Annotated in this window: 10 protein-coding genes, 12 tRNA genes and 1 rRNA gene; 2 read left to right on the top strand and 21 right to left on the bottom strand. The window is 69.3% G+C overall.

Translation table 11 applies throughout. The features are described from left to right. Positions 1-561: 561 nt before the first annotated feature. Entirely contained in the window at positions 562-2,334 is a 1,773-nt protein-coding gene (locus J2Z79_RS06290; RefSeq protein WP_209466015.1) for a phospho-sugar mutase, read from the bottom strand. 163 nt (positions 2,335-2,497) lie between these two features. Then, positions 2,498-2,986 carry a BsuPI-related putative proteinase inhibitor gene (locus J2Z79_RS06285; RefSeq protein ID WP_209466014.1) on the bottom strand — a complete coding sequence of 163 codons (489 nt, stop codon included), beginning with the start codon at positions 2,984-2,986 and terminating at the stop codon, positions 2,498-2,500. Positions 2,987-3,170: 184 nt separating this feature from the next. Between J2Z79_RS06285 and J2Z79_RS06280 the strand changes: the two genes are divergently transcribed. Beyond that, positions 3,171-5,261, top strand: a complete 2,091-nt coding sequence (locus J2Z79_RS06280) for a stalk domain-containing protein (RefSeq protein ID WP_209466013.1) — start codon at positions 3,171-3,173, stop codon at positions 5,259-5,261. Positions 5,262-5,395: 134 nt separating this feature from the next. Here the strand turns inward: J2Z79_RS06280 and J2Z79_RS06275 are convergent, their stop codons facing one another. The 3 genes from J2Z79_RS06275 to J2Z79_RS06265 are packed head-to-tail and all read right to left on the bottom strand — an operon-like array spanning position 5,396 to position 8,327. Further along, entirely contained in the window at positions 5,396-6,340 is a 945-nt protein-coding gene (locus tag J2Z79_RS06275; RefSeq protein WP_209466012.1) for a glycerophosphodiester phosphodiesterase family protein, read from the bottom strand. A gap of 19 nt (positions 6,341-6,359) precedes the next feature. Continuing rightward, positions 6,360-7,013 (bottom strand): LysE/ArgO family amino acid transporter, encoded by a 654-nt coding sequence (locus J2Z79_RS06270; protein ID WP_209466011.1) that lies wholly within the window; start codon positions 7,011-7,013, stop codon positions 6,360-6,362. A 3-nt stretch (positions 7,014-7,016) separates the two neighbouring features. Continuing rightward, positions 7,017-8,327 (bottom strand): homoserine dehydrogenase, encoded by a 1,311-nt coding sequence (locus J2Z79_RS06265; protein ID WP_209466010.1) that lies wholly within the window; start codon positions 8,325-8,327, stop codon positions 7,017-7,019. 122 nt (positions 8,328-8,449) lie between these two features. On the opposite strand from J2Z79_RS06265, the gene J2Z79_RS06260 reads away from it, so the two are divergent. Beyond that, positions 8,450-9,097, top strand: a complete 648-nt coding sequence (locus tag J2Z79_RS06260) for a hypothetical protein (RefSeq protein WP_209466009.1) — start codon at positions 8,450-8,452, stop codon at positions 9,095-9,097. A gap of 11 nt (positions 9,098-9,108) precedes the next feature. On the opposite strand, the gene J2Z79_RS06255 is transcribed toward J2Z79_RS06260, so the two are convergent. The 16 genes from J2Z79_RS06255 to rrf all read right to left on the bottom strand — a co-directional run bounded on the left by J2Z79_RS06255 (position 9,109) and on the right by rrf (position 15,898). Beyond that, on the bottom strand, positions 9,109-11,067 hold the full coding sequence (locus J2Z79_RS06255; RefSeq protein ID WP_209466008.1) for an ATP-dependent DNA helicase: 1,959 nt from the start codon (positions 11,065-11,067) through the stop codon (positions 9,109-9,111). Positions 11,068-11,204: 137 nt separating this feature from the next. Beyond that, a complete protein-coding gene (gene pruA, locus J2Z79_RS06250; RefSeq protein WP_209466007.1) occupies positions 11,205-12,767 on the bottom strand; it encodes an L-glutamate gamma-semialdehyde dehydrogenase in 1,563 nt (520 codons plus the stop codon). A gap of 95 nt (positions 12,768-12,862) precedes the next feature. After that, complete coding sequence (locus tag J2Z79_RS06245; RefSeq protein ID WP_209466006.1) at positions 12,863-14,083, bottom strand: MFS transporter; 1,221 nt, start codon at positions 14,081-14,083, stop codon at positions 12,863-12,865. Between the two features lie 465 nt (positions 14,084-14,548). Beyond that, a tRNA-Pro gene (locus J2Z79_RS06240) sits at positions 14,549-14,625 on the bottom strand. Between the two features lie 3 nt (positions 14,626-14,628). After that, positions 14,629-14,705: transfer RNA gene (locus J2Z79_RS06235), tRNA-Pro, on the bottom strand. A 7-nt stretch (positions 14,706-14,712) separates the two neighbouring features. Then, positions 14,713-14,788, bottom strand: a tRNA-Ala gene (locus J2Z79_RS06230). Positions 14,789-14,791: 3 nt separating this feature from the next. Then, positions 14,792-14,868 (bottom strand) — tRNA-His (locus J2Z79_RS06225). 10 nt (positions 14,869-14,878) lie between these two features. After that, positions 14,879-14,954, bottom strand: a tRNA-Trp gene (locus J2Z79_RS06220). 8 nt (positions 14,955-14,962) lie between these two features. Continuing rightward, positions 14,963-15,038, bottom strand: a tRNA-Arg gene (locus J2Z79_RS06215). Positions 15,039-15,043: 5 nt separating this feature from the next. Next, positions 15,044-15,119, bottom strand: a tRNA-Arg gene (locus J2Z79_RS06210). A gap of 33 nt (positions 15,120-15,152) precedes the next feature. Beyond that, a tRNA-Thr gene (locus tag J2Z79_RS06205) sits at positions 15,153-15,228 on the bottom strand. Positions 15,229-15,233: 5 nt separating this feature from the next. Beyond that, positions 15,234-15,324 (bottom strand) — tRNA-Leu (locus J2Z79_RS06200). Positions 15,325-15,369: 45 nt separating this feature from the next. Then, positions 15,370-15,452 (bottom strand) — tRNA-Leu (locus tag J2Z79_RS06195). 59 nt (positions 15,453-15,511) lie between these two features. Continuing rightward, a tRNA-Glu gene (locus J2Z79_RS06190) sits at positions 15,512-15,587 on the bottom strand. A 5-nt stretch (positions 15,588-15,592) separates the two neighbouring features. Further along, a tRNA-Gln gene (locus J2Z79_RS06185) sits at positions 15,593-15,666 on the bottom strand. A gap of 124 nt (positions 15,667-15,790) precedes the next feature. Next, positions 15,791-15,898, bottom strand: a 5S ribosomal RNA gene (gene rrf, locus J2Z79_RS06180). Positions 15,899-16,032 lie beyond the last annotated feature (134 nt).

The following is a 16,032-nucleotide window of genomic DNA, read 5'->3' as shown; positions in this document are numbered from 1 at the left end:
CAGAACGAAAGGGGGATGGGTGCCCCCTCCACCGTCGTCTTCAACAGCCCTCACGAACAGAACGCAAGGCGGCAACGTGCTCTTCCCCGTCGCCGCCAACAGCCCCGACGAACAGGGCGCAGGGGGGATGGGTGCCCCCTCCACCGTCGTCTTCAACAGCCCCCACGAACGGAACGCAAGGCGGCAACGTGCCCTTCCCCGTCGTCGCCAACAGCCCCGACGAACAGAACGCAAGGGGGGCCGGGTGCCCCCTCCCCCTTCGTCATCAACAGCCCACACGAACGGAACGCAAGGCGGCAACGTGCTCTTCCCCGTCGCCGCCAACAGCCCCCACGAACAGAGCGCAAGGGGGATGGGTGCCCCCTCCCCCGTCGCCGCCAACAGCCCCCACGAACAGACCGCAAGGGGGGATGGGTGCCCCCTCCACCGTCGTCTTCAACAGCCCACACGGACGGAACGCAAGGCGGCAACGTGCCCTCCCCCGTCATCGCCAACAGCCCCCACGAACAGAACACAGGGCGACCGGGGCCCCACGCGGCCCCGGTCGCCGCACGAATCGACTCAGCGCAGCCCCATCCGCTCCAGTGCGTCCGCCATCACCCGGTCCCGCAGCTGCACCGCCGAGGCCTCGTCGGGCCCGACCACCGAGACGTAGAGCTTCAGCTTCGGCTCGGTGCCCGACGGCCGGACCATCACGAACCCGCCGTCGGCGAAGCGGTAGTGCAGCACGTCGGCCCGGCCCAGGGCGAGGGCGTAGGTGCGCCCGGTGGCCGGCTCCACCCCCGTGCCGGTGGCGTAGTCGTCGCGGAAGGCCACCGGGATCCCGGCGAAGGCCTCCGGCGGGTTGGACCGCAGCCCGGCCATCAGCGCCGCGATGCGCGCCTGGCCGTCCCGGCCCGGCAGCGTCACGTTGTGCAGCCCCTCCTGGAAGTAGCCGCAGCGCTGCCAGATGGCCTCCAGGGCGTCGATCAGGGTGCGGCCCTCCGCCCGGTGGTGGGCGGCGGCGTCGGCCACCAGCAGGGCCGCCATGACGGCGTCCTTGTCCCGGACGAAGGTCGCGCCCAGGTAGCCGTAGCTCTCCTCAAAGCCGAACAGGAACTCGTGGGCGCCGGTCTCCTCGAACTCCTTGATCTTGTCGCCGATGAACTTGAAGCCCGTGTGGGTCTCCAGCAGGGTCACGCCGTACTCCCGGCAGAGCGGGGCCACCAGGTTGGAGGTGGCGATGGTCTTGATCACGGCTCCGTTGGCGGGCAGGGTGCCTGCCGCCTTGCGGGAGCGCAGGATGTGCTCGGTGAGGATGGCGCCGAGCTGGTTGCCGGTGAGCATCCGGTACTGGCCGTCCCGGTCGCGGACCAGCACCCCGAGCCGGTCGGCGTCGGGATCGGTGGCCATGATCAGGTCGAAGGAGCCTGCCCCGGCGGCAGGCCCGGGCGCCGCCCCTGCACCCGCACCAGGCAGCCCTGTGGCATACCGCAGCGCGATCTCGTACACCTCGGGCTCCTCCGGGTTCGGCTTCGCCACCGTCGGGAAGTCCGGGTCGGGCTGGGCCTGCTCCGCGACCACGGTGACGGGGAAGCCGGCCCGCTCCAGCGCCGTCACCACCGGACGGTGCCCGGCACCGTGCAGCGGGCTGTAGAGGATGCGCAGGGCGGCCCGCTGCCCGGGCGCGGCAGTGGCCAGCGAGAGCAGCCGCTGCGTGTAGGCCTCGTCCACCGCCGCCGGGACCGGCCTGAGCAGCCCTCGGGCCCGGGCCTCGTCCTCCGGCAGGGGCCGGATGGTCCGGATGTCGGCGATGGCCCGCATCGCCGCCTGGATCGCACCGGCGCGGTCGGGCGGGACCTGGCCGCCGTCCTCCCAGTAGACCTTGTAGCCGTTGTACTCGGGCGGGTTGTGGCTGGCGGTGATGACGATCCCGGCGACCGCGCCGAGCTCCCGGACGGCGAAGGAGAGCATCGGCGTGGGGCGGAGCCCGTCCCACAGCCAGGCCACGACGCCGTTCGCCGCCAGCGTCAGCGCCGCCTCGCGGGCGAACTCGGCGGAAAAGCGGCGGGAGTCGTGCGCGATGACCACGCCCCGGGCCATCGCCGCCTCGCCCAGGGGGCGGATGCAGTCGGCCAGCGCCTGCGTGGCCAGGCGCACCATGTAGCGGTTCATTCGGCTGGTCCCGGCGCCGATGACACCCCGCAGCCCGCCGGTGCCGAAGGCGAGCATCTGGTAGAAGCGGTCCTCGATGGCGGCGGGATCGCCGGCGATCGCCGCCAGTTCGGCGCGCGTCGCCGCGTCGAAGTAGGGGTCCTGACTCCACAACCGGTACTGTTCAGCTGCCGTGGCCATGGGTCATGTTTCCCTCCAGTCGCATGCATCTCAGGATCGGCGGCACCCGCCGCCGGGGGGCGGACGGCCTGGCCGCCGGGCTGGCGCCCGGGGAACGCAGACCGAGGGGGAGAGGTCCTGCACCTCTCCCCCCTCTCCTGCTGATTCGAAGGGCAGGGCCGTGTTACTGGACTTTCACCCGCACCGGGCCCACGGTCTTCGGCTCGATCACGGTGGGCTCGGACTGGCCGGTCTTCTGCACGACGGTGATGGCCTCCAGCCGGACGGAGACCTCGTAGGTGCCCGGCGGGACCCGGTTGCCGTCCTGGTCGAGGTAGGTCCAGGCCACCGCGTACTCCGTAGACACGCCCTTGGTCAGGTTCAGGATCTCGGGCGTCTCCTTGGTGCGCTTGTCAAAGGGCCGGGTGAGGATCTCCTTGCCATTCTGCGTGACGATCATCGTGTAGCGGTAGGGCCCGGTATACTGAATCACTTGCACTTTATCCGTGGGATTTGTCAGCACCATGCGCGCCGACCACTGGGTGTCACTCTGCTGGATGCCCTCCAGCGTCAGGCGCAGATTCCCCCACTCCGGGCCCTGCTTCCCGCCACAGGCCGACAGGAGCAGGACGAGCGCGAGGGTGAGAAGTACAGGGAACCGAAAACGCCGCATGTCTGCACCTCTTCTGTTGTGGTTTCGCGTTATCTTGCCCTACCCACCAACGATACGACACCTGTGCGGTTCCTCCTCCCTGATGGGTAGCAGCATGCCGGAATCTGGTGTGAAACATTGCGGGGCTAAAACACGTCCAAGGTGACAGAACTCGTGTATCTATCCGAGCGGAGGAATGCCAACCATGCGCACCCGAGACTGGCTCGCCGCAGCCGTCGGCCTGGCCGTGCTCACCTCCCTTGTTCCCGCCCCCGTCACGCTGGCCGCGGCGCCGGTGCAGGTGACCCTGAACGGCCAGCCGCTCGCGCTGGACCCCGGCGCCTTCATCCAGGACGGCCGTACCCTGGCGCCGGTGCGCCCGATCGCCGAGGCGCTGGGGACCGAACCCATCTGGAACGAGACGGACCGCACCGTCGTCGTCACCGACGGCGACCGCTACCTCCGGCTGCAGATCGGCAACCGCCTGGCCTGCGTCGCCCCCGAATGTGCGGTCACCCAGCTGCTGGACGTCCCCGCCACCATCGTCGCCGGCCGGACGTTCATCCCCGTCCGGGCGCTGGCGGAGGCCATGGGCCTCGGGATCGAGTGGGACGAGGCGACGCGCACCGTGCGCCTCAGCACCGAGCCCGGCACCGAGGTGCCCGGCACGCCCGACCCTGGCACGCCCGGCACCCCCGGGCCCGGGATCCCGGCCTCGCCCGTGACGCTCGAGGGCGTGACCCAGGGCCAGGTGATCACCGGCCCCACCGCCCTGCGGGCCGTCGGGCTTGACGGCACCTACGCCTTCTTCTACCTGGTGGACCCGGTCACCCGGAAGGGACGCGTCATCGCAGCCGGGGCCGACGTCGGCGCCGCCTACACCTACACCCCCGACCCGACGCTGGCGGGACCGCGGGAGATCATCGCGGCGGTGCGCCGCAGCGACGGCACCCTGGTCTACTCCGCCCCGGTCTCGGTCACGGTCCGGCCCGACACCCGCATCCAGCTCACCGGGCTGACGCCGGGCGGCACCTTCACGGACCCCGCCACCATCGGCCACACCATCAACTTCGTGGCGACCCACGTGGTCTACCAGATGATCGACACGGCCACCGGCTCGGTGACCCACCTGGCGACCCTGGGTCCGGGGGAGAGCTTCACCTGGTACCCGCCGACGACCGCCAACGGCGCCAAGGCCTTCCAGGTGGTGGCCTACGACCGCGACGGCAACGCCTACCACTCCGACCCGGTCCCGGTGCTGGTCAACACCGGCTACCGCACCGCCTTCTCCTCGGTCTCGGAGGGCGAGCGGGTCACCGGACGGGCGCGGACCCTCTCCGTCTCGGCCAACTACCCGATCCAGTCCGTGCGCTTCATCCTGGACGGCCGGGTGCTGGCCACGGAGAACAACTACTGGTGGACCTACGGCCCCTCGGACAACGGCAGCCACACGCTGACGGTGGAGGTCACCGACGACCGGGGAGTCGTGCACACCGTCGGACCGATCCGCTTCGAGATCGACACGGAGCCCGGCCTCTGGCTCTACGGCGTCGGGCCCGGCCAGGTGATCACCGGCGAGGTCCAGCTGATGGCCATGCCCAACGTCCCCGCCGACACCATCAAGTTCTACGCGGAGCAGGACGGCGTTATCACCCTGATCAGCGAGGCGAAGCCCGGTCAGTACGTGGCGTGGACCCCGCCCCGCAGCGGCGGCCTGAAGATCTACGCCAACGCCTGGCTGAACGGCCAATGGGTCGTCGCGACCGCCCCGTTCTACGTCACCGCCTACATGGAGCCCACCTACGGGCCGCGGCCCATCGTGGAGAAGTCCCGCTTCAAGGACTTCGCCGCCGAGATGGCGGTCAGGTCCTACCGGGACACCGGCATGTCCGCGGCGCTGCAGGTGGCGCAGGCGATCCTGGAGACCGGCTGGGGCCAGTACATCCCGGTGGACAAGTACACGGGCCAGATGTCCAACAACCTGTTCGGCATCAAGGGCACCGGCAGCGCCGGGTCGATCGTCTCCACCACGTGGGAGGTCTACAACGGGCAGAGCTACACCGTGGACGCCCGGTTCCGGGCTTACTACAGCCCCGCCGAGAGCTGGCAGGATCACAAGGACCTGCTGCTCACCGCCTCGTGGTACGACGTGTTCCGGGCGGTGATGAGCGACCCGGTCCTGGGCGCCTGGGGGCTCCGCAAGGGCGGCTACGCCACCGACCCCAACTACCCGGTGAAGCTGATCAACATCATGAAGGAGAACGACCTGTTCGCACTGGATGAGATCCAGTTCTGATCGAAAGCGAGAAGGGCGGCCCCCGAATGGGGGCCGCCTCTGCGCGCAGACCGCTCACGCTGCCTCGAAACGCTGCGCCCAACAGCCGGGGGGAGCTCCCGTGCTGTCGCGGCGGGCTCCTCCCGTGGCCCGCGCTAGTCCCGCAGTCCCAGCTCCCGCAGTACCTTCACCGCCCGGTCGGGGTAGTCGGTGATGATGCCGTGGGCGCCCAGGGCATAGAGCCGCTTCATCTCCGCCTCGTCGTTCACCGTCCAGTAGTGCACCGCGATGTTCAGCCGCTCGGCCATGGCCAGGAACCGGGGCGTGTCGAACCGCACGGTGATCGGTCCGGCCTTCTGCGCTACCGGCAGCTGAAACGCGTCGTACACCGGGGCGTAGAGCCGGTCGAGATACGGCAGGTGGAGCGCCGTCACCAGGTACATGTGGCTGGCCGGCGCCGACGTGGCCACCCGGGTGCCCGCCAGCTCCCGCCACCGCCGGGCCACGGTGCCGTCGAAGGAGGCGACCAGCACCCGGTCCTCCGCCCCGTACTTCTGGACCAGCTCCCACACCTGCTGCTCCATGGGCGGGTCCGCCTGCTTGATCTCGATGTTCACCGGTACGCCGGGGAAGGCCTGAAAGACCTCCTCCAGGGTCGGGATGGTGACGCCCTTTCCCCGGTACGGGTAGCTGAAGCCGCCGTCCGGCGTGAAGTCGTAGCCGAAGTCGTACTGGCGCAGCTCGGCCAGCGTCATCTCCTTGATCAGCCCCGAGCCGTCGCTCATGCGGTCGATGGTCTCGTCGTGGCTGACGACCACCACGCCGTCCCTGGTCATGTGGACGTCCAGCTCCAGGATGTCCGCCCCCTGCTCCAGGGCGAGCCGGAACGCCTCCATCGTGTTGGAGGGTGCGTGTCCCGAGGCGCCCTGGTGGGCGAGGACCACCGGCCGGGGCGCGGTGTACGCCCGGTCGGGCAGCGGCTGGATGGTGAACGCCCGGACGAGGCCAAGGGCCACCAGGAGCACCACGATCCCCAGGAGCACCCGCGGCCAGCGGCGCTGGCGGCGCCGGAGGCGGCGGCTCAGCGCAACAGTCTCCATGAAGCATGCCCCCCGTAGTTCACGCGGTCAGGAGCGAACGGAGCAGCTGAAGGGCCACCCCCCACATGATGAGCGCGGAGATCCGGACCAGCCCCCGCTGCAGGTTGGCGCCTGCCGCGAGGACGCCCATCAGGTGGCCGGCGGTGGCGAGTCCGAAGAACCAGACCCACGAGACCCCGATGCAGGCCAGCGCAAAGGCCAGGCGGGCGCCGCCGTCGTACTGCAGCGCGCTGGTGCCGATCACGGCCACCGTGTCGAGGATCGCATGGGGGTTGAGGAGCGAGACCGACGCGGCGAAGGCGACCTGCCGCCGGGCGGGCCAGGCCTCGTCGGCGGAACCCGCTGCGGCGACCGCGCCGGGCGCGGCGCCGGTGACGGCGGCGAGGCTGGCGGCGGAGCGCCACGTGGACCAGCCCATGTAGGCGAGGAAGAGCACCCCGGCCCACTGGAGCGCGGACTGGAGCCAGGGAACGGTGAGCAGCACCAGCGAGAGCCCGGAGACCGCCAGTGCGATCAGCAGCGTGTCGCTGACCGCGGCGGTGAGCACCGCCGGCAGGGCCCCCGCCCAGCGCCGGTGCAGCGCGCCCTGACTGAGGATGAACGTGTTCTGTGCGCCCAGCGGGAGGATCAGGCCGAAGGCGAGCAGCAGCCCGTGTATCAGCGCCGCCGCCACGGGCTACCCCTCCACCCGGATGACGTTGTCGACGCTGATCACGGTGTCGGCCATCTCCTTCAGGTCGCGGACGACGGCCTGCATGTTGGCGTCCTGCACCGTGTGGGTGACCAGGACCAGCTCGGCGGAGCCGCGCCCGTTGGGCCGGTCGGGCCCGCCGGAGCCCTGCACCACCTGGGCGAGGGAGACCTCGTGCAAGCCGAACCGCTCGGCGATGCGGGCGAGGCTGCCCGGGGCGTCGGTGGCGTGCAGGCGCAGGTAGTAGCGGCTGCGCGTCTCGGAGATCGGCAGCACCGGCTTCTCGAAAAAGACCGTGCTGGCGTCGCCGGCCCGGCGGCCCGGGGTGCGCTTGGAGAGCGCGGCGGCGATCAGGTCGGAGACCACCGCCGAGGCCGTGGGGCCGGCGCCCGCGCCGCGGCCGAAGAACATCGACTCGCCCACGGGGTCGCCGACGGTGAACACCGCGTTCAGCGAGCCGGAGACATTGGCCAGCGGGTGCCCCTCGGGGATGAAGGCGGGGTGGACCCGCGCCTCGATCTTCCCGTCCACCTCCTTGCCGATCGCCAGGAGCTTCACGACCCAGCCGAAGCGGCGCCCGTACTCGATGTCCCGGGGCGTGATGCGGGTGATGCCCTCGGTGTAGACCATCCCCGGCTTGACGCGGGAGAGGAAGCAGATGGAGGAGAGGATCGCCAGCTTGCGGGCGGCGTCGTACCCCTGCACGTCGTTGGTGGGGTCGGGCTCGGCGTACCCCAGTTCCTGCGCCTCCCGCAGGGCCTCCTCGTAGCTCTTGCCGTACTGGCTCATCTGGGTCAGGATGTAGTTGGTGGTCCCGTTGACGATGCCCATCACCAGCTCCATCCGGTTGGCCGCCAGCGACTCCTTCAGCGGCCGGATGATGGGGATGCCGCCGCCCACGGACGCCTCGAAGTAAAGCTCCGCATCGCCGATCTCGCCGGCGTCGTACAGGTCCTTGTCGTAATCCGCCATCACGTCCTTGTTCGCGGTGACGACGGTCTTGCCCCGCTTCAGCGCCTCGACCATGTAGGTGCGGGCCGGCTCGATGCCGCCCATCAGCTCGACCACGATGCGTATCGAGGGATCGCCGAGGATCTCGTCCACGTCGTCCGTGAGCGGGAGATCCTCGAACCCGGGGCGCGGCCGCCGCGCGTCGCGCACCAGCACCTTGGCCAGCTCGAGGTTGAGGCCCGTCTTCAGGTGGAGCATCTCCCTGCTCTCCCGGAGCAGGCGGACCACGCCGCTCCCCACGGTGCCCAGGCCCAGGATTGCGATCCGCATCGTCTGTTTCTCCATCCAAAGCTCCCCCTTTGACCTTCCCCCGCAAGATGGATTCGTGTAAAATCCGCGACCTCCTGCACCACTGCGCACCGCTGAAGGCAGCGCCTGACTCCCGACGCACACGAGGAGGTATCCCGATGAACCACCGCGCCCTGTACGAACACGCCCTGGACCACCTCCGGGCGACCGAACCGGACCCCGACGGCCTGCTGGACCAGTGGCGCCGGGAGCGACCGGAGAACCGCACCGACCGGGACCTGCTCGCCGAGTATGCCTGGGTGGTGGTCTCGTGCGGCATGACCGCCCACGTGACCGACCGGCTCTGGCCGGGACTCAGCGCGGCCTTCCGCAACTGGGATCCCGCGGCGGTGGCTACCGCTGCCCGGGATGCGCAGATCGAGGCGCTGTCGGTCCTCAAGCACCCCCGCAAGATCGGCGCGATCCTCGCCATGGCCGACTCGCTGGCGGAGCAGCCGGGGCAGATGGCCCGCCTGGCGGCGCGCCCCGTGCCGGAGGCGCTGGCGTGGCTCCAGACCCTGCCCTGGGTCGGCCCCACCAGCCGGTACCACCTCGCCCGCAACCTGGGCTGGGACGTGGTCGTGCAGACCGGCCCCGTGCCCCGCCTGGCGGCCTTCCTGGAGACCACGCCCGACGACCTCGTCCGGCGGACGGCCGAGGAGGTGGGCGAGCGCATCCGGGTGGTGGACCTGGTGCTCTGGAACTGGGGTCACCAGGTCGGCGACCGGCGGATGAAGGAGATGGCGTCGCTGTTCCGCCTGATGTGAGCCCTGGGCGCTCACGCCTCCCCGCCGGCGAGGAACGCCCTCACCGCCGCCAGGTCCGAGACGCGCCTGGCGTCCTCGGGGCAGGCCGCCTCGACGGCCTCCTCCCAGTCGGTGCCCGCGTGGGAGCGGTCCAGCAGGGCGATGACGCCCCGGTCCGCGGCGGTGCGGATCAGCCGGCCGACGCCCTGCTTCAGCTTGATCAGCATCTCGGGCAGGTCCACGGCCCGGAAGGGGTCATCGCCGGCCGCCTGCGCCTGGGCCCGCCGCTCCCGGATGAGCGGGTCGTGCTCCGGGAAGGGCAGGTGGGGGATGATGACGCAGGAGAGCGACTCCCCGGGCACGTCCACCCCTTCCCAGAAGCTGGCCCCGACCAGCACCGAGTGCACCTCCGTCCGGAAGCGCACCAGCTGCGCCCCGCGGTCGCCCTCACCCTCGTAGAGCACCGGCCAGGGCAGGTTCCGGGCGGTCAGCGCCCGCCGCCAGCGGCCGACCTCGGCCAGGGACCGCAGCAGGATCAGCGCCCGGCCGTCGGTGGCGTGCAGCACCCGCACCGCCTCGTCGATCAGTGCCTCCTCCCCGGCGGTACCTTCCCCGGCGCCTGCACCACCCGCCGGCAGGTAGACCAGCGCCTGCCGGCCCAGGTCGAAGGGCACGCCCACCTGCATCTGGTCGAACTTGGTGAGCCCCAGCACCCGGGCCTGGTAGGCCGGCTCCAGGGTGGCCGAGGAGAAGACGACGGGCGTGCCCGGCTTCAGGTGCTGGCCGCCGAAGAGCGGCTTCGGCCGCTGGGGGACCACCCAGAGCTCGTCGCCCTCCCGCCAAACCACAGACGCCGGCTGGCGGAAGAGCCGCAGCGCGGCCCGGATCTCGTCGATGCGCGCCTGGTAGGCGTTGAGCTCGGTCTCGGCCGTCTGCCCCTCGCTCATGGCCTCCTCGGTGACCAGCTCGGTCTGCAGGTCGTCCAGGGCCCTGTCCAGCCGGGCCGCGGCCTTGAGGAGCAGGTCCGAGCGGTCCACGTCGCGCTTGCCCTCGCCGGGGCGGGTGTGGGCGTCCATGCCGCGCATGAAGTTCTCCGCGGCGCGCAGCGCGGCCTCCAGCCGCCAGGCCATCTGCTCCCGGGCCTGCCAGGCCTCCAGCCGCCCGAGCGTCCGGCGGAGCCGGTCGGCGCTGAGCGACCAGCCCTGGAGCCGCTGCCACGTCTCGGGCAGGTAGTGGCCCTCGTCGAAGATCACGGCGGAGTAGGCGGGCAGGACCGGCACCAGACCGCCCTCCAGCAGGTCGTTCCGGGTGAGCAGGTCCTGGGCGAAGAGCCGGTGGTCGCAGACCACCAGGTCCGCCGCCTCCCGGTGGTGGCGCCGCGCGGCCATCATCAGGCAGTGGCCGCGGCGCGGGCAGGTGTCGCAGCTGAGCGACGGGTCCCAGCCCACCAGCTCCCAGAGCTCGTCGTCGACCCCGGGCACCTCCGAGCGTGCGCCGGTGGCCGTGCGCCGGGCCCAGTCGACCAGTTCGTGCCAGCCCTCGGGCTCGCGGTCGACGGAGAGGTCGGCCGTCTCCACCTTCAGCTCGCAGACGTAGTCGGCGGGGTCGCCGGCCACCCGCACGTCGATGTCGAGGCCCAGCAGGCGGGAGAGCGTGTGGATGTCGCCGTCCGGGCCCGTCAGCTGCGCCTTCAGCACGCCGGACGCGCTGGCCACCACCACCGGGGCGCCCCGCATCCGGGCGTGGCAGACCGCCGGCAGCAGGTAGGCGAAAGTCTTGCCGGTGCCGGGGCCGGCCTCGGCCAGCAGCGTGGCGCCCTCGGTCAGCGCGCGGGCGATCCGGAAGGCGGTGTAGATCTGCTCCTCCCGCACCTCGAAGCCGTGCTCCGGCAGCAGGTCGTAGAAGACGTGTCCCAGCCAGTCGTTCAGCCCCTTCCGGTACTCGGCCTCGTTGTGGGCGGTGAACGGGAGCTTCGTCCAGCGAATCTGCAACGGGACCCCTCCTGGCGACACGCTAGTCGTCTAAAAAGGATACCCAAGAAGGCAGCCATTGGAAAGGGGAGGCGGACGTCGCCTCCCCAAGTTCCTACCGGTACAGCCAACTCGATCGCCCGGCCGCCGCCAGAGCGCTACAGCTTCTCGCTGACCGCCTTCGGCTGGGTGAAGAGCAGCAGGTAGTCCGGGCCGCCGGCCTTGGAATCGGTGCCGCTCATGTTGAACCCCCCGAACGGGTGGACGCCGACCAGGGCACCGGTGGACTTCCGGTTCAGGTAGAGGTTGCCCACGAAGAAGTGGCGGCGGGCATACTCCAGGTTGGCCCGGTTGCGGGAGTAGACCGAGCCGGTGAGGCCGAACTCGGTGTCGTTGGCGATGCGGATGGCGTCCTTGAAGTCCTTGGCCTTGATGACGGCCAGGACCGGCCCGAAGATCTCCTCCTGGGCGATGCGGGCCTTGGTGTCCACGTCGGCGATGACCGTCGGCTCGATGAAGTAGCCGCCCGTCTCCTTCGCCAGCGCCGATGGGCCGCCGCCCAGCAGCAGCCGGCCCTCGCCCCTGCCGATCTCGATGTAGCGCAGGATCGACTCGTAGGCGTTCTTGTCAGCCACGGGTCCCTGGTGGACGTCCGGGTTGCGCGGATCGCCCTGCAGCAGGGCCTTGGTCTTCTCGACGATCAGGTCGATCATCGGCTCGTAGACGTCCTCGTGGATGATCGCCCGGGAGCAGGCCGAGCACTTCTGGCCCTGGAAGCCGAAGGCCGAAGTGACGATGCCGGCCGCGGCCTCATCCAGGTCGCAGTCCTTGTCGACGACGATGGCGTCCTTGCCGCCCATCTCGGCGATGACCCGCTTGATCCAGACCTGGCCGGGGGCCGTCCTGGCGGCCACCTCGTTGATCCGGAGGCCGACCTCCTTGGAGCCGGTGAAGGAGATGAAGCGGGTCTTCGGGTGCGCGACGAGGTAGTCGCCCACCGAGCCGCCGGGGCCGGGCAGGAAGTTGAGCACGCCGGGCGGCAGGCCGGCCTCCTCCATCACCTCGACGAACAGCCCGGCGATGACGGGTGTGATGGACGCCGGCTTCAGGATGACGGTGTTGCCCGTCACGATCGCCGCCGAGGTCATGCCGACCATGATCGCGCACGGGAAGTTCCACGGCGGGATGATCAGGCCCACGCCCAGCGGGATGTAGTAGAGCTCGTTGTCCTCGCCGGGGATGCGGGTGAGCTCGTGCGGCTCGGAGAGCCGGTACATCTCCCGGGCGTAGTACTCGAGGAAGTCGATGGCCTCGGCCGTGTCGGCGTCCGCCTCGGCCCAGTTCTTGCCGATCTCCACCACCATGGTCGCCGAGAACTCGTGCTTGCGGCGGCGCATGATGGCGGCGGCCTTCAGGAGGATCCGCGCCCGGGCCTTGGGGTTGACGTGGCTCCACTCCTCGAAGGCGGCGAGCGCCGCGGCCATGGCCTTGTCGGCCAGCTCACGGTCAGCCTTGCCGACGTAACCCACGACCTCATCGGGCTTGGCGGGGTTGGTGGAGACGATGCGGTCCTTGGTCATGATCCGCTCCCCGCCGATCACGAGCGGGTACTCGCGCCCGAAGCGGCTCTGCACCAGTTCCAGGGCCTGGCGGAAGGCATCGCGATTCTCGGGACGGGAGAAATCGGTCAGCGGCTCATTCCTGAACGGTACGACAGCCATCCAGCGGCAACCTCCTTCGCGGGGTATTCAAGAATGAATATTCCCTGACGGCTGCCATCCTTCCTGCAGGCACAAAGCACCATTCGTCATCGCGGCTACGGCAGCGCGCGGATCTCCCGCACCCGCAGGATCCCCATGTAGACGAGCCAGGCCAGCGAGATCAGGGCACCGAGGGTGACCGCCAGCGACGGGCCCAGGTAGTCCACGGCCACGCCCAGCGGCCCCTGGCCCAGCGGCATCATCGCCAGCGCCGTCATGGTGTAGGCCGACATGACGCGGCCGCGCATGCGGTCGTCGACGTTGGTCTGCAGCAGGGTGTTCAGCGTGGTCTGCCAGGTCATGGCACACCCGCCGACGATGACCAGCAGGGCCAGCGAGAGGTACAGGTTGGACGACCAGCTGAAGGCGACGAGCGCCAGGCTGAAGAGCACGCCCGAACCCAGCAGCATCTTGCCCTTCCACTGGATGTCCGGCGCCGACACGATGGCCAGCATGAAGATGACGGTGCCCAGCGCGGGGGCCGCCTGCATCAGTCCGGCGATGCCCACGTCCCCGTGCACCACGTCCTTGGCGAAGACCGTGATAAACTGCTGGTACGGCCGGGCGAAGAACGAGGTCACCGCCGCCATGGAGATCAGCGCCAGGATGATCGGGCTGTGGCGGATGAAGGCGAGCCCTTCCCGCAGGTCCTGGAGCATGGACTGCTTCCGCTCGCCCGGCCGGTGCGGCGGGAAGTCCATCAGCGCCAGGGCGATGAACACGGCAACGAAGCTGGCGGCGTTGACGTAGAAGCAGCCGGCGAAGCCGATGAGCGGCACCAGCACGCCCGTGAGCGACGGTCCGAAGAGCGCGGCGCCGTTGAAGGCGATGGAGTTGAACGAGATGGCGGAGTGCAGGATGGACCTGGGCACGAGCTGCGGCACGAGCGCGTGGCGGGTGGGCTGGTCGAAGGCCTGCGCCGCTGCCGAGACGGCGGAGAGCAGCACGACGTGCCAGACCTGGATGTGGCCGAGCAGCGTCAGCGTGCCGAGGATGAACGCGCTCAGCAGCTGCACCGACTGGGTGATGTAGAGGATGCGGCGCTTCGGGAAGCGGTCTGCCACGGTGCCCCCGATCAGCGAGAGGAGGATCAGCGGGAACGCCCGCACGAAGCCCACGGTACCCAGCCAGGCGGCGCTGTCCGAGATCTCGTAGACCAGCCACCCCTGGGCCACCGACTGAATCCACGCGCCGGCGTTGGAGATGAGGAAGCCGAACCAGTAGAGCATGTAGTTGCGGTGGCGCATCAGTGCCAGTACGCCGTGGTCAGTACTCATCGCGTAAACCTCCACCCGGTCCCCGGGTTACTTTGCAGTGTAAAGTATTGCTCGGCCGCGCGCCGGATTCCTGCTCGGAAATCGTCATGGCCGTATCCGGCCGCTGCATAGCCGAAGAACACCGCCCGCGCCCCCGCCGCATGGGGGCGTGCGGACATGCAAGAAGACGTGCCGTTGCACGTCTCTCATCAGTTCTGGATGTGGTCGGCTCTCTCGCCCTTTGCTGCGCAAAGGGCTGTCGGGCCCCCCAAAACGAAAGCAGGCATGCACGGGATGGCTCAGGTGTTGTTGGTCGGCCCTCTCGCCCTTTGCTGCGCAAAGGGCTGTCGGGCCAGTGTAGTCCCAGACTGCGGAAGCACGTCCTCACGGCCCTTGAATGGTCGGCCCTCTCGCCCTTTGCTCCGCAAAGGGCTGTCGGGCCCCCCAAATCGAAGGCAGGCATGCAGAGCATGCCTGCCTTCGATTTGGTCGGGGTGACAGGATTTGAACCTGCGACCTCACGGTCCCGAACCGTGCGCTCTACCAAGCTGAGCCACACCCCGAATTGGTCGGGCTGGCGGGATTTGAACCCACGACCTCTTCCACCCCAAGGAAGCGCGCTACCAAGCTGCGCCACAGCCCGAGGAACCTGGTGGAGCTGAGGGGAATCGAACCCCTGACCTCTTGAATGCCATTCAAGCGCTCTCCCATCTGAGCTACAGCCCCGTATGGGCAGACCGACCGGGGTCGAACCGGCGACCTCCAGAGCCACAATCTGGCGCTCTAGCCAACTGAGCTACGGTCTGCATGTCTGTCTGGCAGGGGCGGCAGGACTTGAACCCGCAACCTACGGTTTTGGAGACCGTTGCTCTACCAATTGAGCTACACCCCTGAGGGAACTGGCGCGCCCGGCAGGACTCGAACCTACGACCTCTTGCTCCGGAGGCAAGCGCTCTATCCGCTGAGCTACGGGCGCAACCCTGGCGCGCCGGGCAGGATTCGAACCTACGACCACCTGATTCGTAGTCAGGTACTCTATCCACTGAGCTACCGGCGCATCTCTTGTGCGGCGAGCCGGGCCCGCCGCGCCTGGAGCTGATGACCGGGATCGAACCGGTGACCTCGTCCTTACCAAGGACGTGCTCTACCTACTGAGCTACATCAGCGCCTGTGGTGCAGATGGGGAGACTCGAACTCCCACCGGGAGTGGTTACCCGACACGGTCCTGAGCCGTGCGCGTCTGCCAATTCCGCCACATCTGCATTGTGCGCTCGTGAAGGGGCTGGTGCCCCTTCACGAGGCGCTCTTGGTGTCGGAGGCGGGACTTGAACCCGCACGGTTGCCCATACGCCCCTCAAACGTACGCGTCTGCCAATTCCGCCACTCCGACAATATCCTGCTTGCGGTAGGCGATCCTCGGGGGTGCTGGCGCACCCCCTGCGGACGCCTTGGTGACCCCAAGGGGATTCGAACCCCTGTTTGCGCCGTGAGAGGGCGCCGTCCTAGGCCTCTAGACGATGGGGCCGGGATTGGTTGGGGATCTAGGATTCGAACCTAGACTACCTGATCCAGAGTCAGGCGGGCTACCGTTACCCCAATCCCCAGTATACACGCGAAACAGGCTCCCGTGAAGCCGGGACTTGTGTACAGGCCTACCGGACCTGTCACCCGGCTGCGCTCCCCCTGGCGACGCTGCGTCGCCAGGGGGTCGCTTACCGCTGAAACTAGCTCGGGCAGCGACCTATTCTCCCCCTTGCGGAGTACCTTCGGCCCTGGAGGGCTTAACTTCCGTGTTCGGAATGGGAACGGGTGATCCCCTCCGGCATAGCCACCCGAAATCTCTGAGGTCACACCCTCAAAACTGTACAGTGAACTCGCATCGGCTCTTGCGAAATCAAGCCCTCGGCCGATTAGTACCGGTCCGCTCCACGACTTACGCCGCTTCCACTCCCGGCCTATCTACCTGGTCT

The organism is Symbiobacterium terraclitae (genome assembly GCF_017874315.1).
In the GTDB taxonomy this organism is placed as follows: Bacteria; Bacillota; Sulfobacillia; order Symbiobacteriales; family Symbiobacteriaceae; genus Symbiobacterium; species Symbiobacterium terraclitae.
This window is presented reverse-complemented; position numbering and strand designations above follow the sequence as displayed.